The following is a 17,733-nucleotide window of genomic DNA, read 5'->3' as shown; positions in this document are numbered from 1 at the left end:
GGACAGCGCCCTGGTCCTTTGTCTTCAGGGGCGCGGGGAACGGCGCGACAAGCCACGATGCACCGGCAGTCGCCCACTCACCGATCGCACCGAGCCCTCAGGCGCCACCGACCGCCGTCAGCAGAGCGAGGGGCGCCGCGGCCGAACGGGACTCTCGTACGCACGCGTGCGGATACGGCACCGGCTCCGTGTGCGTGTCCCGCCCGTACCCCGCGAGCACCTCCGGCAGCCGGTGCCCCGCGGCCGTCGCCGCGTCCACCAGGGCGTGGGCCACCGTGCGGGCCTCGTCGTGCAGGCCGTACCGGGCGAGCCCCAGTGTGATCAGCGCGTTGTCGTGCGGCCACACCGAACCGCGGTGGTACGACAGCGGGTGGTACGCCGCCTGTCCGGCGGCCAGCGTCCGCACGCCCCAGCCGGAGAAGAAGTCCGGCTCCAGCAGCCGCCGGCCCACGGCCTCCCCGTACTCCTTGTCCAGCAGGCCCGACCACAGCAGATGCCCGGCGTCGGAGGCGAGGGCGTCGACCTGGTGGCCGTCGCCGTCGAGGGCGAGCGCGAAGAACGAGCGGTCCGGCATCCAGAAGTCCCGCTGGAACCGGTCGCGCAGATCCCCGGCGGCCTGCTCCAGCAGCGACGCGTACGTCTCGTCCTCCCACAGCGTGCGCGCGAGCCACGCCGTGCGGCGCAGCGCGTCGTAGGCGTACCCCTGTGCCGCGGCCGCCGTCACCGCGCCACTGGCGCGCGTCCCGTCGGCGGAGCAGATCGCGCCGGGGGAGTCCTTCCAGTTCTGGTTGGCGAGGCCGCCCTGGTCGGCGCGGTAGACGAGATAGCCGCGCGAGGTCAGCCCGCCGTGGTCCAGCATCCAGCCGACGGCGGCGCGGGCGTGGGACTCCAGCCGGCGGGCGAGCGCCGCGTCCCCGGTCCGCTCGACGTACGCGCCCAGCAGGACGAGGAAGAGCGGCGTCGCGTCCACGGAGCCGTAGTAGCGCCCGTACGGCACCTGCCCGAAGTGCGCCAGCTCGCCGTGGCGGACCTCGTGCACGATCTTGCCCGGCTGGGACACCGAGTCCGCGCCGATCTCGGTGGCCTGGACGGCGGCGAGGGCGGGGAGTGTGGCGGCGGCCAGCTGCGGGCGGTAGGGGAGGGCGAAGAGCGAGGTGAGCAGGGCGTCGCGGCCCAGCAGGGTCAGGAACCAGGGCGCGCCCGCGGCCGGCACCCGCAGCTCCTCGCCGTCCGGGCCGGTCGCGCTGATCTGCAGGGAGGCGAGGTCGGCGAGTCCCCGGGCGCAGGCCGCCGCCAGTTCGGGCCAGCCGGTCGGGAAGGAAACGCCCTCCACGAACTCGCCCTCCAGCGCGAGGAGTTCGTCGTTCGCGGCGCTCGGGGACACCGGGACCCGCGGCTCGCTCGTCGCCCCGTGCGGGCGGGCCGCGACCCGCAGCAGCAGCTCCGCCGTACCGTGCGGCTCGAGCTCCAGGGTCCACACGAGGCGGCGGGCGCCGGTGCCGGTCTCCTCGACGGCGTCCGGCGCGGGGTCGGCCGTCACCGTCGTACGGGAGAGCCATTCGCCGCGCCGGTAGCCGAACTCCACGCCGTCGTCGAGGACATGGCGGGAGCGGACGGCGCCGGTCTTGGCGTAGGTGCGGTAGTCGGAGCGCAGCTCGAACTGGTCGGTGAAGTCGGCGTCCGCGGTGACCGCGAGGCGGACCGTCGTCGGCACGGGGCGGTTGCTGGTCACCCGCAAGGACTCCACGAACGCGCCGTCGCCGAGGGCCTGTTCACGGAAGACCGTGCATGCGGGCGGCTCCTGGCGGCCGCCGCGCGGGACGAGCACGCAGCGCGTGGTGTCGCCGTCCGCGACCGGCGTGAGCGTCTGCGGCACCGCTCCGTCCACCGTCAGCTGCCAGCGGCTCAGATGGCGGGCGTCGCGGACGAACAGCCCGTCGGGCGGGCCGGATCCCCGCACCCCGCTGATGTCGCCGCCGTCGCCGACGGCCGCGAACGTCGCGCCGTGCACGAGCAGATGCTGTCGGTCCGTCATCCCCGGTCCCCTCCCGTGACTGCCCTGTCACTCCTGTCGAACGTGCGAGCGCCCGCGGGGGACACGCCGTGTCCGGGGCGCTCGTGGAGCAGATCCAGCGCGAGCGCGGCGGTCCAGCCGAACCCGCTCGCGCCGCACGCCTCGCCGGTGTACGGGTCCACGTACTCCGCGAACCCGGAGGCGGCGGCGAGGTCCAGGACGGCGTCGCGCAGGGCGTCGGCCCGGTCCCGCTCGCCGTGTGTGCGCAGCCCGCGCTCCAGCAGCCAGCTCGTGTTGAACCAGGCGGGACCGCGCCAGTAGCGGTGCCGGTCGAAGGCCTCGCCGAGCAGGTCGTGGCTGGGCACGAGCCGGGTGACGGCGCCGACCCCGAAGTGCGGTCCGCCCAGGGTGCGCAGCAGCGCCGCGACGACGTCCCGCGGCAGGCCGGGCAGCAGCAGCGGCACGAGGCCGGTGACCCCGCGCTCGGGGATCAGGCCGCCGGTGGGGGAGCGCAGGTCCCGGCACAGGAACATGCCGCTCGCCGGATCCCACAGCCGCTCCACCAGCGCCGCCGTCAGCCGTTCCGCGCGCGCGTGCCGGGCCGTCGCCGTGGCGCCGAGCTCCCGGGCGATCCGTGCGAGCGCGTGCTCGGAGGCGATGAGCAGGGCGTTGAAGGCGGGGTCCTCCACCGCGAACTCGCCGCCCCCGTCGGCGTATTCACGGTCCCGGTAGTCCGCCGCCAGCCGCACGTACCGCCCGTAGTCCAGATCCGTCGGCCGGTCCTCGGCGGCCCCGTGGTCGAGGTCGGCGCGGCGGAAGGAGCGGGCCGGGGCGGGCGTGATGCGGCTCAACGGCACGTCCCAGCAGGGGCTGTTGTCCATGCCCTGCTCCCAGGGGTGCACGACGGACGCGAGCCCGCCCCCGCCGAGGTCCCGCCGGTGCAGCAGATAGCGGTGCCAGGCGGCGAGCCGCGGGTAGACGCGGGCCAGGAAGCCGCGTGCCCGGGACAGCCCCGGGTCGGCCAGGTGCACCAGCCAGGCCGCCAGCGCGTGCACCGGTGGCTGCACGATGCCGGAGGTCTGTACGGTGCGCGGGGCCCCCGCGCGGCGCCCGGCGTTCGAGGAGCGCCAGAAGTCGGGGCTCGGGAAGTACGCGTCGAGCGGGACGGAGGGGTTGAAGACGATGTGCGGAACGCGTCCGTCCTCCCACTGCGCGCCCAGCAGCGTCTCCAGCTCGGTCTGCGCCCGTAACGGCGACACGTGCCGCAGGCCGATCGCGATGAACGCGGAGTCCCACGACCACTGGTGCGGATACAGGCTGCGCGAAGGAACGGTGGACGTCCCCGTCCAGTTGCCGTCCAGGACGCGCACGGCCCGGTCGTGGAGCGAACCCGGCGCCGGCGGTGGATCGTATGCAATGGAGGGCGCCGCGGCGCGGCCGGTGAGTTGGGCAGTGCGATTCACGCGGGGCTCCCCGAAAAGACGTCCGGCAGGCCGGTGCGGTCGCGGCCATCCTAGAGTTACGTCTACTTAACATGCAAAACTCACTATGTAATGCAAGCTTGATGAACACAAGGGGGTGCACATGACGGGACGGGGCCAGGCTCGCGCCGGCGATCTGCTCGAACTGGTACGAAGCGGACGCGCGACCACACGGGGGGCGCTCCAGCAGGTCACCGGACTCTCCCGGGCCACCGTCGGACAGCGCCTGGACCGCCTCTTCCGGGCGGGCTGGCTGCGCGAGGGCGCCGGCGGCCCGGTCGACTCGCCCCTCGGCGGCCGCCCCTCCATCACGCTGGAGTTCGACGACGACCACGCCGTCGTGCTCGCCGCCGACCTCGACACCCGGCATGCCCGCGCGGCCGTGCTCTCCCTGGGCGGCGAGATCCTGGCCGAGCACTCCGGGACACTCGTGATCGAGGACGGGCCCGACGCCGTGCTCGGCGAACTCGGCCGCTGGTTCGGCGACTTGCTGGTCAAGGCCGGGCGGCGGGCGCAGACCGTCTGCGGGATCGGGCTCGCGGTGCCCGGACCCGTCGACAGCGAGACCGGCCGGGTCGTGCAGCCGCCGATCATGCCCGGCTGGGACGGCTACGACATAAGAGGCCGGCTGGCCGCCTCCTTCGGCGCGCACACGGGCGCCGGGCCGGTGCCGGTGCTGGTGGACAACGACGCGAACCTCATGGCCTACGGCGAACAGCGCGCCTCGCACCCGGACTGCTCGGCGTTCGTCCTGGTCAAGGTGTCGACCGGTATCGGCGCCGGGGTGGTGGTCGGCGGCTCGATCTACCGCGGCATCGACGGCGGCGCCGGGGACATCGGGCACATCCGGGTGGGCGCGGAGACGCTGTGCCGGTGCGGCTCCCGCGGCTGCCTGGCCGCCGTCGCGAGCGGTGGCGCCGTGGCGCGGCGGCTGCGGGAGGCCGGGGTGCCCGCGGCCTCGGGTGCGGACGTACGGGATCTGCTGGCGGCCGGGCACCCCGAGGCGGTCGGGCTGGCGCGAGAGGCGGGCCGGCAGGTCGGGGACGTCCTGGCGACCGTCGTCACGCTGCTGAATCCCGGGGTGCTGATGATCGCGGGAGATTTGGCCGGAACCCCCTTCCTCACGGGCGTCCGGGAACTGCTGTACCAGCGGGCGCTGCCCCGCTCCACGGCCCACCTCGAGGTGGTCACCTCGCAGCTGGGAGAGCGGGCGGGGCTGGTGGGGGCGGGTGCGCTGGTCGTGGAGTACCTGTATGCCCCGGAACGGGCGGAGGAGCGGCTGCGGGCGATGGGCGTGTGACGTCCCTGTTTCCGTCCCGCCCTCCGTCTCGGAAGCCGTCCGCATGGTGGTATCCGGCCGTCTGTGGGAGCGTGATTCTTGCCACCCTTGATAAGGGTGGCGCTCAGATGAGCGGATCTTGACCGGCTGCACTTCACGAAGGGGTGGCACTCGGTGCCACCCCTTGATCGTTCATCGATCGAAATCAGACGCGCGAAAGGTCGCTCAGATGAGCGCAAAAGTGCGCCTCTCGGTGTCGATGCGTTCAAGAAGTGAAAACATCGGCGCTCTGACGCTTGCCAAGCTTTGACTTTCGATCCGCTGGCGGACGAGTGGTTACAGGCGCATGACGCGTGCGTGGACGTACCCAGACGCCTTCGATCTGGGTATGTTCCTCGCCGTCAGGGCAGCCACCGCGTCCTCGAGGGAGTCGAGACCGTGTCGGAAAACAAAGAACCTCACGTGGCGAAGTTCGTCTACGACTTCACCGAGGGAAACAAGGACCTCAAGGACCTCCTGGGTGGCAAGGGCGCGAACCTCGCCGAGATGACCAACCTGGGACTCCCCGTTCCCCCCGGCTTCACCATCACGACGGAAGCCTGCAAGGTCTACCTCGACAGCGGCGAGGAGCCGGCGGCACTGCGTGACGAGGTGAGTGCGCACCTCGACGCCCTCGAGGCCCGCATGGGCAAGAAGCTCGGCCAGTCCGACAACCCGCTGCTGGTCTCCGTCCGCTCCGGCGCCAAGTTCTCCATGCCGGGCATGATGGACACCGTCCTGAACATCGGGCTCTCCGACAAGTCCGTGCAGGGCCTGGCCAAGCAGGCCGGCGACGACCGCTTCGCCTGGGACTCCTACCGCCGCCTCATCCAGATGTTCGGCAAGACGGTCCTCGGCGTCGACGGCGAGCTCTTCGAGGAGGCCCTCGACAAGGCCAAGGAGGCCAAGAAGGTCTCGGTCGACACCGAGCTGGAGGCCGCCGACCTCAAGAAGCTGGTCACCACCTTCAAGAAGATCGTGAAGAAGGAGGCCGGCCGGGACTTCCCGCAGGACCCGCGCGAGCAGATGGACCTCGCCATCCACGCGGTCTTCGACTCCTGGAACACCGACCGCGCCAAGCTCTACCGCCGGCAGGAGCGCATCCCCGGCGACCTCGGCACGGCCGTCAACGTCTGCTCCATGGTCTTCGGCAACCTCGGCCCGGACTCCGGAACCGGCGTCGCCTTCACCCGCGACCCCGCCTCCGGCCACCAGGGCGTCTACGGCGACTACCTGCAGAACGCGCAGGGCGAGGACGTGGTCGCGGGCATCCGCAACACGGTCCCGCTCGCGGAGCTGGAGCAGATCGACAAGAAGTCGTACGACCAGCTGATGCAGATCATGGAGACCCTGGAGAACCACTACAAGGATCTCTGCGACATCGAGTTCACCATCGAGCGCGGCCAGCTGTGGATGCTGCAGACCCGCGTCGGCAAGCGCACGGCCGGCGCCGCCTTCCGTATCGCGACCCAGCTGGTGGACCAGGGCCTGATCGACGAGACCGAGGCGCTCCAGCGCGTCTCCGGCGCGCAGCTGGCCCAGCTGATGTTCCCGCGCTTCGACGAGGAGGCCAAGACCGAGCAGGTCGGCCGGGGCATCGCCGCCTCGCCCGGCGCGGCGGTCGGCAAGGCCGTCTTCGACTCCTACACGGCCGTCAAGTGGTCCCGCTCCGGCGAGAAGGTCATCCTCGTCCGCCGTGAGACCAACCCCGACGACCTCGACGGCATGATCGCGGCCGAGGGCATCCTCACCAGCCGCGGCGGCAAGACCTCCCACGCCGCCGTCGTCGCGCGCGGCATGGGCAAGACCTGTGTGTGCGGTGCCGAGGAGCTCGAGGTCGACACCAAGCGCCGGCGGATGACCGTGCCCGGCGGGCGCGTGGTGGAGGAGGGCGACCTCATCTCCATCGACGGCTCCAGCGGCAAGGTCTACCTGGGCGAGGTCCCGGTCGTCCCGTCGCCCGTCGTCGAGTACTTCGAGGGCCGGATGCACGCCGGCGCCCAGGACGCCGGCGAACTGGTCGAGGCCGTGCACCGGATCATGGCGTTCGCCGACCGCAAGCGCCGGCTGCGGGTGCGCGCCAACGCGGACAACGCCGAGGACGCGCTGCGCGCCCGCCGCTTCGGCGCCCAGGGCATCGGCCTGTGCCGTACGGAGCACATGTTCCTCGGCGACCGGCGCGAGCTGGTCGAGCGCCTCATCCTGGCCGACACGGAGGGGGAGCGCGAGGAGAGCCTGAAGGCCCTGCTGCCGCTGCAGAAGAAGGACTTCGTCGAGCTGTTCTCGGCGATGGACGGCCTGCCCGTCACCGTCCGTCTGCTCGACCCGCCGCTGCACGAGTTCCTGCCGGACATCACCGAGCTGTCGGTGCGGGTGGCCCTCGCCGAGTCCCGCCAGGAGTCCCACGAGAACGACCTGCGCCTGCTCCAGGCCGTGCACCGGCTGCACGAGCAGAACCCGATGCTGGGTCTGCGCGGCGTCCGCCTCGGCCTGGTCATCCCCGGTCTGTTCACCATGCAGGTGCGCGCCATCGCGGAGGCGGCCGCCGAGCGCAAGGCCGCCAAGGGCGACCCGCGCGCCGAGATCATGATCCCGCTCGTGGGCACCGTCCAGGAGCTGGAGATCGTCCGCGAGGAGGCCGACGCCGTCATCGCCGAGGTCGAGGCCGCGACCGGCACACAGCTCAAGCTCTCCATCGGCACGATGATCGAGCTGCCGCGCGCCGCCCTCACGGCCGGGCAGATCGCGGAGGCCGCCGAGTTCTTCTCCTTCGGCACCAACGACCTCACCCAGACGGTGTGGGGCTTCAGCCGGGACGACGTGGAGGCGAGCTTCTTCACCGCGTACCTGGAGAAGGGCATCTTCGGCGTCAGCCCGTTCGAGACGATCGACAAGGACGGCGTCGGCTCGCTGGTCAAGCTGGCGGCGAAGGCCGGCCGGGAGACCCGCCCCGACCTGAAGCTCGGCGTCTGCGGCGAGCACGGCGGCGACCCGGAGTCGGTCCACTTCTTCCACGAGGTGGGCCTGGACTACGTCTCCTGCTCGCCGTTCCGGATCCCGGTGGCGCGCCTGGAGGCCGGGCGCGCGGCGACGCAGTCGGAGGGCAGCGACCACCGCTGAGCGCTCCGCGGGACGTGAGCGAACCCTGCGTCCCGTGAGCGCCCGGCACTCCCTGAGCCCCGGAGCCGTCGTCCGTCCCCGACCCTCAAGACCGATGGACGGCGGCTCCGGATCACGAAAGGAGGGGCGGCACCTTGTGCGGGGTGCCGCCCCTTCGTGATGCTCGGGCGGGGTCGGTCAGAAGGCGCCCTGGGTGTTGACCGGGCCGACCTGGAAGGTGTGCGAGCAGACCTTCCAGTGCGCCGGTATCCGCACCGACGTGTACGACGCCGGCGGGTAGATCCGCAGGTAGCTGCCGGTGCGCCCGCAGGCGCCGCCGATCGGGCCGTTGGTGGTGCGGATGACCGCGGAGGCGGAGTGGCCGGGCGCGAGCACGACCGTGGCGTAGGAACGGCCGCTGCGCGTGGCCGCCGGGCCGATCTGCCGGTTCCTGGAATCCAGGACGCTCACGCCCGGGTACCCGCGCAGGGCACAGCTGTCGCGGCCGGTGTTGGTGAACCTGATCGGCAGGTACAGCGAGCCCGCCGCGCCTTCCTGGCGGCCCGTCGACAGCCGCAGGCCGTCGGCCGTGCAGGTGCGCACGCTGCTCGCGGCCGGCGCGGCCGAGGTCGTCGCCGAGGCGTTCCAGGTGAGGCCGGCGGTGGTGAGTGCGGCGAGTGCGGCGGTCAGTGAGACGGCTGCAGCGCGCCGGGAGAAGTGTCGGGAGCGCAGGAACATGGCGTTTCCCCCTCCATCGGGCGAATGGGTGGATGGTGGTCATCGGTTGTGATGCGCCCTCGGCGGAAAAAGTTGTGCGTTACGGCGGACGGCGCGCGTGCGCTAGGACAGAGGACAGAGGACGGACGACAGGCGAAGGCACCGTTCGTGCACTCCGAAGGGAGTCAGGCCATGCCCGGCTGGACCACCGAAGACATCCCCGACCAGACCGGCCGCGTCGCCGTCGTCACGGGGGCGAACAGCGGACTCGGGTACGTCACCGCCCGGGAACTCGCCCGCAAGGGGGCGCGGGTGGTGCTCGCGTGCCGCAGCGAGGCACGCGGGAACGCCGCGGGCGACACGCTCGTGACCGAAGTGCCGGGCACCGAGGTCGAGTTCGGGCGGCTCGACCTCGGCGACCTGGGCTCCGTACGGGAGTTCGCGGAGCGCTTCCCCTACGACCGGATCGACGTGCTGGTCAACAACGCGGGAGTGATGGCGCTGCCGTACGGGACGACCGCCGACGGGTTCGAGACGCAGCTCGGGGTCAACCACCTGGGGCACTTCGCGCTGACCGGACGGCTGCTGCCGCTGCTGCTCGCGACGCCCGGCGCGCGGGTGGTGACCGTCTCCAGCGAGGTGCACGCGCTGGCCAACATCGACCTCGACGACCTCAACAGTGAGCGCCGCTACCGGCGTTGGATCGCCTACGGCCGCTCGAAGTCCGCCAACCTGCTCTTCACGCACGAGTTCGCGCGCCGGCTGGCGGCGCACGGCGCGGACGTGGTGGCGGCCGCGGCCCACCCCGGCTACGCGGCCACCAATCTCCAGGGCGCCGCTCCCCGGATGGAGGGGCGCAGGCTCGTCGGCCAGATGATGGAGATCGGCAACCGCGTCTTCGCGCAGTCGGCGGAGGCCGGTGCGCTGCCCGCCCTGTACGCCGCGACCGCCTCCGGCGTGCGGCCGGACTCCTTCACCGGCCCCTCGTTCCTGATGTGGCGCGGGGCCCCCGCACCGTCGTGGCGCGCACCCTGGACGCTCAACGACGCGATGGGAGAACGCCTTTGGACCGCGTCCGAACGCCTGACCGGAGTGACCTACGACCAGCTCAAGGCGTGAGCCCGCCGGGGTGAGGATGATCGGTCAGGCCGTCGCGCCGCTGTCCACGACCAGGTCCGTGCCGACCACGGAGGAGGCGTCGGGCGAGGCGAGGTAGAGGACGGCGGCGGCGATCTCGGTGGTGGAGGAGACGCGGCCGAGGGGCAGGGTGGCCCTCGCACGCTCCTCGCGGTCGGCCTCCGTCTCGCCGGGGCGCAGGGACATGGGCGTCTCGACGGCGCCGGGGCTGACCGCGTTGATACGGACGCCCTCGCCGATGTGGTCGCGGGCGGCGCCCCGGGTCAGGGCGGAGACGGCGGCCTTGGAGGCGGCGTAGGCGGCGGCGCCGGGGACGCGCGCGTGCGCGCCGAAGGTGGACGCGACGTTGACGATCGCGCCGCCCCGCGGCTGGGTCCGCATGCGGCGGATCTCCGCGCGAAGCGGCAGGAAGACACCGGTGACGTTGGTGTCGAGCTGGGTGTGCCAGTCGGCCTCGGAGAGGTCCGCGAGCGGCGCGCCGCCGCGGAAGACGCCCGCGTTGTTGACCGCCACGTCGAGCGAGCCGAACGTGTCGGTGGCGGCCCGCACCAGGGCCTCCGCGTCCTCGGCGCGCGTGACGTCGGCCGTCACCGCGAGCGCCTTGCCGCCCTGGTCCTCGATCAGCCGGACCGTCTCGTCGAGTGGCTCCCTGCGCCGCCCGGCCACGACGACCCGCGCCCCCTCCGCGGCGAGCGCCAGCGCGATCGCCCGCCCGATCCCGGAGCCGGCGCCGGTGACGAGGGCGGTCCTGTCGGTGAAACGGCTGGTCATGATCTCCCCTTGTTCTTGGCTTTTCTTGACCGATCGGTTCAGTATGAGAGCGAAGAAAAACGCCCCTCCGGCGGAGGGGCGTCTCAGTCTCCGGCGAGCAGCGCCAGGGCCTGTTCCGCCGCGTCCCGGACCCGGGACGGGTCCGCCGACGCCTTGCCTACGACGCGCAGGCCCTGGAGCAGCACCAGCAGCATGCGGGCGAGCGTGAGCGGATCGCGGCCGGCCGGCAGCTCGCCCTGGGCCTCGGCCCGGACCAGGGCCGAGTGCAGCACGGCCTCCAGCTGGTCCCAGTTGCGCTCCACGTGCCGCGCCGCGGCCGGGTCGCGCGGGGCGAGCTCGCTCGCCGTGTTGGTCACCATGCAGCCGTTCACGCGCAGTCGGGCGTCGGCCGCCTCGGCCGCATAGCGCCGTACGAGGGCCCGTACGCCCGGCAGGGCCGGACCCGGCCGGGACAGCTCGCGCACGATCGGCGGGAGTCCCGCCCGGTCGTAGCGCTCCAGCGCCTTCAGGTACAGCTCGTGCTTGTTGCCGAAGGTCGCGTAGATGCTGGCGCGGCCGATGCCGAGGTGCTCGACCAGGTCGGACATCGACGTCGCCTCGTAGCCGCGCTGCCAGAACAGCTCCAGGGCTGCCTGCAGCGCGGCCTCGGGATCGAACTCCTTGGTCCTGGCCACGTACAGGAGACTACGTCTGAACAGAACGATCGGTCAAGAAAGATCGGGCCGGGGCTACGCCGCCCGTACCTCGTACGTCGCCACCCGCACCGACTCGTCGTCCAGGCACTGCCCCGTCAGCAGGTCGAAGCGCTGCTTGAGCAGGGGCGAGGCGACGTAGGGGCGGCCCTGCTGGGAGCCGGTCAGGCCGCGGGAGAGGACCGCCGCGCCGCCGAAGGGGTCCCGGTTGTCGATCGCGTACAGGTTGCCGTCGCGGTCGCGGAAGAGGGCGGCCTGGCGGCCGTCGGGCAGCAGGGCGGCCACCCCGCGGCCGGGGACCAGCCGGGTGAGGTCGCAGACCGCCAGCCAGCCGTCCTCCAGCTGGAGTTCGATCTTCAGGTCGGTGGTCTCGGGTGCCAGGGTCATCACTGGGCGCTTCCTTCCAGGAGGCTGTCGGCGGGGCGCATGCCGATGGACAGCAGCGGCAGGTCGGGCTTGATCTGGCCGCGCTCGGGGACGAAACCGACGACCGGGTCGGGGGCGTCGGGCGCGTTCACGAACGACACGAACCGGGCGAGCTTGTCGGGGTTGTTGATGGTGGTCGCCCACTCGTCGGCGTAGTTCGCCACGTGCTCCGCCATCAGGGACTCCAGCTCCTCGCAGATGCCGAGGGAGTCCTCCACCACCACCTCCCGTACGTGGTCCAGGCCGCCCGGGATGCGCTCCAGCCAGGTCGAGGTGCGCTCCAGACGGTCGGCGGTGCGGATGTAGAACATCAGGAACCGGTCGATCAGGCGCACCAGTTCGGCGTCCGTCAGGTCCTGGGCCAGCAGGTCCGCGTGGCGCGGGGTCGCGCCGCCGTTGCCGCCGACGTAGAGGTTCCAGCCGTTGGAGGTGGCGATGACGCCGAAGTCCTTCGACTGGGCCTCGGCGCACTCGCGGGCGCAGCCGGAGACGGCCGACTTGAGCTTGTGCGGCGACCGCAGCCCCCGGTAGCGCAGCTCCAGGTCGATCGCCATGCGGACGGAGTCCTGGACGCCGTAGCGGCACCAGGTCTGGCCCACGCAGGACTTCACGGTGCGCAGCGCCTTGCCGTAGGCGTGGCCCGACTCGAAGCCGGCGTCCACCAACCGCATCCAGATCAGCGGGAGCTGCTCGACGCGCGCACCGAACATGTCGATCCGCTGACCCCCGGTGATCTTCGTGTAGAGACCGAAGTCGCGGGCGATCTCGCCGATCGTGATCAGGCCCTCCGGGGTGATCTCGCCGCCGGGGATGCGCGGGACGACCGAGTACGAGCCGTTCTTCTGGAGGTTGGCCAGGAAGTGGTCGTTGCTGTCCTGCAGCGCCGCCTGCTCGCCGTCCAGGACGTAGCCGCTCGCGCCGATCGTGGGCGCGAGGGAGGCGATGATCGAGCCGATGGCCGGCTTGCAGACCTCGCAGCCCTCGCCGCCCCGGGCGCCGTCGCGGCCGTAGCGGTCGAGCAGGTCCTGGTAGGTGTTGATGCACAGCGCGAGGACGATCTCGTAGAGCTCCTCGCGGGTCTGCGCGAAGCAGCCGCACAGTCCCTTGTCGACCTCGACCCCGCTCGCCTCCAGCTCCGCGGTGACCAGCTGGCCGAGCACCTTGACGCAACTGCCGCAGCCCGTACCGGCCTTGGTGCACTTCTTCACCTCGGGCACGGTGGTGCACGAGTGCTCCGTCACCGCGCCGCGGATCGCGCCCTTGGAGACGTTGTGGCAGGAGCAGATGATCGCCTCGTCGGGCAGGGCCGACGGGCCGAGCTGGGCCCCCGAGCCCGCTCCCGCGGGCAGGACGAGCGACTCGGGGGAGAGGGGCGGGACCGATCCGGTCAGGGCCCGCAGGGTGCCGTACGCATCCGCGTCGCCGACCAGGATGCCGCCGAGCAGTGTCCCGTCGCGGCCGATGACGAGCTTCTTGTACAGGCCCGCGCGGGAGTCGGAGTAGACGACGTCCAGGCAGTCCTCGGTGGCGCCGTGCGCGTCGCCGAAGGAGGCGACATCGACGCCGAGGAGCTTGAGCTTGGTGGAGAGGTCGGCGCCGACGAAGGCCGCCTCGTCCGACGCGATGGTGGCGGCGGCCGTCTCGGCCTGCTCGTAGCCGGGGGCCACCAGGCCGTAGACCCGGCCGTCGCAGGCCAGCGCGCACTCGCCGATCGCGAAGACGTGCGGGTCGGAGACCGTACGGCACTGCTCGTCGACGGCGATGCCGCCGCGCTCGCCGACGGTGAGGCCCGCGTCGCGGGCGAGCTGGTCCCTCGGCCGCACACCGGCGCTGAACACCACCATGTCGGTGGCGAGTTCCGAGCCGTCGGAGAGCCTCATGCCGGTGACGGCCCCGCTCTCGTCGACGACGACCTCCTGCGTGCCCACGCCCGTGTGGACGCTCAGGCCCATCTCCTCGATGGTCCGCAGCAGGGCCGCGCCGCCGCCGTCGTCCACCTGCACCGGCATCAGGCGCGGCGCGAACTCCACGATGTGGGAGGTGAGTCCGAGACCCTTCAGCGCGCCGGCCGCCTCCAGGCCCAGCAGGCCGCCGCCGACCACCGCGCCGACCGTCGCCCGGCTCTTCGCGTACTCCTCGATGGCGAGAAGGTCCTCGATCGTGCGGTAGACGAAGCAGCCCTCGGCGTCCTTGTTGGGGACCGGCGGCACGAAGGGGTACGAGCCGGTGGCCAGCACCAGGGTGTCGTAGGCGACGACCTTGCCGGACCGGGCCGTGACCGTCCTCGCCTCGCGGTCGACCGTCTCGGCCGGGTCGCCGACGTGGAGCTCGATGCCGTGGTCGTTGATGAACTCCATGTCGGTCATGGAGAGTTCCTCGGGGCTGCGGCCCGAGAAGTACGAGGTGAGCGCGACCCGGTCGTAGGCGGGGCGCGGCTCCTCGCAGAGCACGACCACGCGGTGCGTGGCGGTCAGGCCCCGCTCGGCGAGCGCTTCGAGGAAACGCTGGCCGACCATGCCGTGGCCGACGAGCACGATCGTGGGGGTGGCCTCCGTGGCCTCCGGGGTGGCGGTCATCAGGAGCCTCCATCGTTGGTGAGCAGGTGGAGCAGCGGGCCGTCGTCGGGGAGCGGCTCTGCTCCCTCCCAGGCGCGGGCGAGCGCGCCGACGGTGCCGAGTTCGCCGACGAGGACCCCGCCGACCAGGCGGTCGTCGCGGACGACGACCTTGCGGTAGGTGCCGCGGGTGGCGTCCGTGAGCTGGACGACGTCGTCCCCGGGGCGCGGCTCGGTCTCGCCGAACGCGGCGAGGTCGAAGAAGCCCTCGCCGGCCAGCGTCAGCCGGGTCAGCGAACGGGTGCCGGTGTAACGGGCGTCCGTCCGGCCGGCGAGCGACTCGGCGAGGATCTCGGCCTGTTCGAGCGCCGGGGTGGCGAGGCCGTACACGGTGCCGTCGTGCTGGACGCAGTCGCCGACGGCGCGGATGTGCGGGTCGGAGGTGCGCAGTTCGTCGTCGACGACGATCCCCTTGCGGACCTCCAGCCCCGCGATCTGCGCGAGGCCTACCCGCGGGTGGACACCGCAGGCGAGGACCACCAGGTCGGCGTCGAGGGCGTACCCGTCGTGCATCTCGACCGAGCGGACCGCGCCGGCGACGCAGCGCACGTCGCGCACGCGGCACTCGGTGTGCACCTCGACGCCGAGGTCCTTGAGGTGCCGTGCGACGAGCTTCGAGGCGTTCGGGTCGAGCTGGCGCTCCATGACCCGCTCGCCCTGCTGGGCGAGGACGACCTGGGCGCCGCGCCGGGCGAGCGCGCGGGCGGCGGAGACGCCGAGGAGCCCGCCGCCGATGACGACGGCGCGCACGCCGGCCCGTACCGCCTTGGACAGGCCCAGGCAGTCGTCCATCGTGCGGAACGCGTGCACGCCCTCGGGCAGTACGCGGTCGGGCGTGAACAGGCCGCGCAGGGGCGGGAGCACGGGGTTCGAGCCGGTCGCCAGGACCAGCGTGTCGTATGCGATCTTCGAGCCGTCCGCGAGGTGTACGGCTCGCACCTCGCGGTCGATGCCCGTGACCCGGCCGCGCAGCAGCTCCGCGGGCGCGGGCAGCGCGATGACGTCCGGGCTGTAGCGCCCGGCCAGCACCTCGGCGAGGAGCACCCGGTTGTACGGGCGGTGTTCCTCCTCGCCGACCAGCGTCACGGGCGTGCCTAGCTCACCGAGCCGCCGGGCGAGACGGACGCCCGCGAGGCCGGCGCCGATCACCACCACACGCGTATTCGAGGTCATGTCCAGGAGCCTGCGGTGCCGGTGTTACCCGGCAGCATCACCTCTGTTTCCCGCGGGGAACGCTGCCCTCTTCGGGTGCGGGGGCCGGGTGTGAGGGTTCCGGGAAGGCGCCGGGAGGGCGGTGTGAGGCCGCTACGGTGACGCGATGACCCCTCAGGTGATCGTGCTCAACGGCGGCTCCAGCTCCGGCAAGTCCGGGATCGTGCGGTGCCTCCAGGCGGTCCTGCCGGAGCCGTGGCTGGCCTTCGCGATCGACACGTTCGTCGACCAGCTGCCCGCGTCCCTGCGGGACTCGCTCGCCGGGATCGGCATCGCGCCGGACGGGGAGGTGAGCGTCGGTGCGGAGTTCCGCAGGCTGGAGGCGGCCTGGCGCGCGGGCGTCGCGTCGACGGCCCGCGCGGGCGCCCGCGTCCTCGTCGACGACGTCTTCCTCGGCGGCGCCGGCTCCCAGGACCGGTGGCGCACGGCCCTGGACGGCCTTGACGTGCTCTGGGTCGGTGTCCACTGCGCCTCCGCGACCGCGGCGGCCCGCGAGCTCACCCGCGGCGACCGCCCACCCGGCATGGCCGAGAAGCAGGCGACCCTGGTCCACCAGGGCGTGACGTACGACCTCGAGGTGGACACGACCCACACGGAGGCCCTGGACTGCGCCCGCACGATCGCGAGGACGGTCACCGGACCGGATGGGCGGTGAGTGCGCAGGCTAGGGCGGTCGTCGGCGGGTGTGGGCGCTGATGGCGGTATGGAACCGCGCGTGTGGCGCATCGTCGCCGCCGGCAGGCCTCAGCGGGTGGCTGTGAGGTGGGCGAAGACGACGACGTTTCCCTGGTAGCCCGTGGTGCGTGAGTAGCCGCCGCCGCAGGTGATCACGCGCAGTTCGGGGCGGCTCGCGGGGCCGTAGACCTTCCGGTCGGGGAAGTGGCGGGCGTCGTAGACCTCGACCGCGTCGACCGAGAAGACGGCCGTGCCGCCGTCGCGCCGGTCCACCTCGATGCGGCTGCCCTTGCGCAGGGCGCCGAGGTCGTAGAAGACGGCCGGGCCGTCCGCGTTGTCGACATGGCCGGCGACGACGGCGGTGCCGCGTTCGCCGGGGGTGGTGCCGGCCTCGTACCAGCCGGCGAGGTTCGGCTTCGCGGCGGGCGGCACGTCGAGGCTGCCGTCGCGGGTGAGCGCGAGACCCATGAGCGGGGCGTTCACATGGATCGACGGGATGCGGATGCGGTTCGGCGGCGAGGGCGGCAGCGCACCCGCGGCGGGCGGCTCGCCCCCGGGCCCGGTGCGGGCCTCGGCGGCGGAGGGCTGCGGCGGCGCGTGCGTCCGGGCGTCCGTGGTGAGCAGCCACGCGCCCGCGCACAGGGCGGTCACGGTGACGGCACCTATCGCGGTGTTGCTGATGCGACGCACGCGAGCCTCCGGAGGACGGGACGGGCGGACCCGTCGGACGGACCCGTTCCCCCCTCCGGGCCGCGAGGGGCGTCGGACCCGGAGGGGGAGGGACAAGCGGTACCGGCAGACGGACAGCGGAGGGTGTCCGTCAGATCCCGTCGCCTCTCGCCCGGCGATGCAGGAGCCAGGTACCGCCCGCGGCGGCGACGGCGAGAGCCGCCACGCCGGCCGCGGTCTGCACGGGGTCGGGGCCCAGAGCGCCGCCGACCCCCGTCTTCACACTTCCGCGGGGCGCCTGCGCGTGCGCCTCGGCCAGGGTCACCACCAGGTCGCCCTTCACCTGCCGGCCGCCCTCGGCGCACTTCGCGACGATCTCGTACGTCCCCGGCTGCGCGCTCGACGGCACCCGGAACTGCCCGATCGCCTCGTCCTCGTGCGCGCTCGGCGCCAGCGTGAAGGGGCCCGCGCCCACCGCGCCCGCGTCGCCCGTTGCCGTACCCGCCGCACAGTCCCCGGTGTTGACCGTGACCTCGCCACCGGGCACGGCCGAGTACGGGAACACCTCCAGGCTGCCGGCGCCGCCCGCGTACGCGGGCGCGGCCACGAAGCCCGCGGCGGCGACGGCGAGCGCGGTACCGGTCAGCAGACGGGCGGTACGTCGCATCGGTGCTCCTTCGAGCTGTCTTCGGTGTCCTTCGGTGTCCTCTGTCCCTCCGAGGTAAGTGGCAGTGGGCCGGGCCCGCTTCCTGAGGGTGCGCCAGAAATGTGGTGAATGGGTGTCAGGTGAGTGCGCGCGAGGGGTGTCCGGGCGGACTTCCCGCAGGTCACCGGCGTGTTCGGAGCCCGTTCCCGAAGAGCACCCGTTGGGCGCAGGGCGCGCGTGCGACCGGGTGACCCGGTGCTCA

The 17,733-nt window shown here is 72.6% G+C and carries 14 protein-coding genes; 4 read left to right on the top strand and 10 right to left on the bottom strand.

Translation table 11 applies throughout. From position 1 onward, the window contains the following. Positions 1-97: 97 nt before the first annotated feature. Positions 98-2,035, bottom strand: coding sequence for a glycogen debranching N-terminal domain-containing protein (locus ACFU97_RS25765; protein WP_384260709.1), 1,938 nt, complete (start codon positions 2,033-2,035; stop codon positions 98-100). Beyond that, a complete protein-coding gene (locus ACFU97_RS25760) occupies positions 2,032-3,477 on the bottom strand; it encodes a hypothetical protein (protein ID WP_384260706.1) in 1,446 nt (481 codons plus the stop codon). The genes ACFU97_RS25765 and ACFU97_RS25760 overlap by 4 nt, the downstream gene beginning before the upstream one ends. 121 nt (positions 3,478-3,598) lie before the next feature. On the opposite strand from ACFU97_RS25760, the gene ACFU97_RS25755 reads away from it, so the two are divergent. Next, positions 3,599-4,795 (top strand): ROK family protein, encoded by a 1,197-nt coding sequence (locus ACFU97_RS25755; RefSeq protein ID WP_384260704.1) that lies wholly within the window; start codon positions 3,599-3,601, stop codon positions 4,793-4,795. A 417-nt stretch (positions 4,796-5,212) separates the two neighbouring features. Next, entirely contained in the window at positions 5,213-7,933 is a 2,721-nt protein-coding gene (gene ppdK, locus ACFU97_RS25750) for a pyruvate, phosphate dikinase (RefSeq protein ID WP_384260702.1), read from the top strand. A gap of 177 nt (positions 7,934-8,110) precedes the next feature. Here ppdK and ACFU97_RS25745 read toward each other — a convergent pair whose 3' ends face one another. Continuing rightward, positions 8,111-8,650, bottom strand: coding sequence for a DUF4232 domain-containing protein (locus ACFU97_RS25745; protein WP_384260700.1), 540 nt, complete (start codon positions 8,648-8,650; stop codon positions 8,111-8,113). Between the two features lie 171 nt (positions 8,651-8,821). Here ACFU97_RS25745 and ACFU97_RS25740 point away from each other — a divergent pair, with 171 nt between their 5' ends. Next, positions 8,822-9,748, top strand: a complete 927-nt coding sequence (locus ACFU97_RS25740; protein ID WP_384260698.1) for an oxidoreductase — start codon at positions 8,822-8,824, stop codon at positions 9,746-9,748. A gap of 24 nt (positions 9,749-9,772) precedes the next feature. Here the strand turns inward: ACFU97_RS25740 and ACFU97_RS25735 are convergent, their stop codons facing one another. The 5 genes from ACFU97_RS25735 to ACFU97_RS25715 form a co-directional block, all read right to left on the bottom strand. Then, a complete protein-coding gene (locus ACFU97_RS25735) occupies positions 9,773-10,537 on the bottom strand; it encodes an SDR family NAD(P)-dependent oxidoreductase (RefSeq protein WP_384260696.1) in 765 nt (254 codons plus the stop codon). A gap of 83 nt (positions 10,538-10,620) precedes the next feature. Further along, positions 10,621-11,211 (bottom strand): TetR/AcrR family transcriptional regulator, encoded by a 591-nt coding sequence (locus ACFU97_RS25730; protein WP_384260694.1) that lies wholly within the window; start codon positions 11,209-11,211, stop codon positions 10,621-10,623. A gap of 54 nt (positions 11,212-11,265) precedes the next feature. Next, complete coding sequence (gene nirD, locus ACFU97_RS25725) at positions 11,266-11,616, bottom strand: nitrite reductase small subunit NirD (protein WP_384260691.1); 351 nt, start codon at positions 11,614-11,616, stop codon at positions 11,266-11,268. After that, the gene (gene nirB / locus ACFU97_RS25720; protein ID WP_384260689.1) at positions 11,616-14,231 is read right to left on the bottom strand and encodes a nitrite reductase large subunit NirB; all 2,616 of its coding nucleotides are present in this window, start codon (positions 14,229-14,231) and stop codon (positions 11,616-11,618) included. The genes nirD and nirB overlap by 1 nt, the downstream gene beginning before the upstream one ends. Then, on the bottom strand, positions 14,231-15,442 hold the full coding sequence (locus tag ACFU97_RS25715) for an NAD(P)/FAD-dependent oxidoreductase (protein WP_384260686.1): 1,212 nt from the start codon (positions 15,440-15,442) through the stop codon (positions 14,231-14,233). The genes nirB and ACFU97_RS25715 overlap by 1 nt, the downstream gene beginning before the upstream one ends. 145 nt (positions 15,443-15,587) lie before the next feature. On the opposite strand from ACFU97_RS25715, the gene cpt reads away from it, so the two are divergent. Further along, on the top strand, positions 15,588-16,136 hold the full coding sequence (gene cpt / locus ACFU97_RS25710; protein WP_384260684.1) for a chloramphenicol phosphotransferase CPT: 549 nt from the start codon (positions 15,588-15,590) through the stop codon (positions 16,134-16,136). Positions 16,137-16,225: 89 nt separating this feature from the next. On the opposite strand, the gene ACFU97_RS25705 is transcribed toward cpt, so the two are convergent. Next, positions 16,226-16,846, bottom strand: a complete 621-nt coding sequence (locus ACFU97_RS25705) for a class F sortase (protein WP_384260681.1) — start codon at positions 16,844-16,846, stop codon at positions 16,226-16,228. Positions 16,847-16,976: 130 nt separating this feature from the next. After that, positions 16,977-17,492 carry a hypothetical protein gene (locus ACFU97_RS25700; RefSeq protein ID WP_384260679.1) on the bottom strand — a complete coding sequence of 172 codons (516 nt, stop codon included), beginning with the start codon at positions 17,490-17,492 and terminating at the stop codon, positions 16,977-16,979. Positions 17,493-17,733: the final 241 nt, after the last annotated feature.

This window comes from Streptomyces sp. NPDC057616 (genome assembly GCF_042800575.1).
Classification (GTDB): domain Bacteria; phylum Actinomycetota; class Actinomycetes; order Streptomycetales; family Streptomycetaceae; genus Streptomyces.
Note: the sequence above shows the minus strand (reverse complement) of the source record. Positions and strands in the feature narration are given on the sequence as shown.

What these genes read in the sequence shown, in the direction of transcription:
- nirB (WP_384260689.1), bottom strand. Translation starts at nt 14,231, where the DNA reads ATGACCGCCACCCCGGAGGCCACGGAGGCCACCCCCACGATCGTGCTC.
- ACFU97_RS25745 (WP_384260700.1), bottom strand. Translation starts at nt 8,650, where the DNA reads ATGTTCCTGCGCTCCCGACACTTCTCCCGGCGCGCTGCAGCCGTCTCA.
- cpt (WP_384260684.1), top strand. Translation starts at nt 15,588, where the DNA reads ATGACCCCTCAGGTGATCGTGCTCAACGGCGGCTCCAGCTCCGGCAAG.
- ACFU97_RS25715 (WP_384260686.1), bottom strand. Translation starts at nt 15,442, where the DNA reads ATGACCTCGAATACGCGTGTGGTGGTGATCGGCGCCGGCCTCGCGGGC.
- ACFU97_RS25735 (WP_384260696.1), bottom strand. Translation starts at nt 10,537, where the DNA reads ATGACCAGCCGTTTCACCGACAGGACCGCCCTCGTCACCGGCGCCGGC.
- ACFU97_RS25740 (WP_384260698.1), top strand. Translation starts at nt 8,822, where the DNA reads ATGCCCGGCTGGACCACCGAAGACATCCCCGACCAGACCGGCCGCGTC.
- ACFU97_RS25755 (WP_384260704.1), top strand. Translation starts at nt 3,599, where the DNA reads ATGACGGGACGGGGCCAGGCTCGCGCCGGCGATCTGCTCGAACTGGTA.
- ACFU97_RS25700 (WP_384260679.1), bottom strand. Translation starts at nt 17,492, where the DNA reads ATGCGACGTACCGCCCGTCTGCTGACCGGTACCGCGCTCGCCGTCGCC.
- ACFU97_RS25765 (WP_384260709.1), bottom strand. Translation starts at nt 2,035, where the DNA reads ATGACGGACCGACAGCATCTGCTCGTGCACGGCGCGACGTTCGCGGCC.
- nirD (WP_384260691.1), bottom strand. Translation starts at nt 11,616, where the DNA reads ATGACCCTGGCACCCGAGACCACCGACCTGAAGATCGAACTCCAGCTG.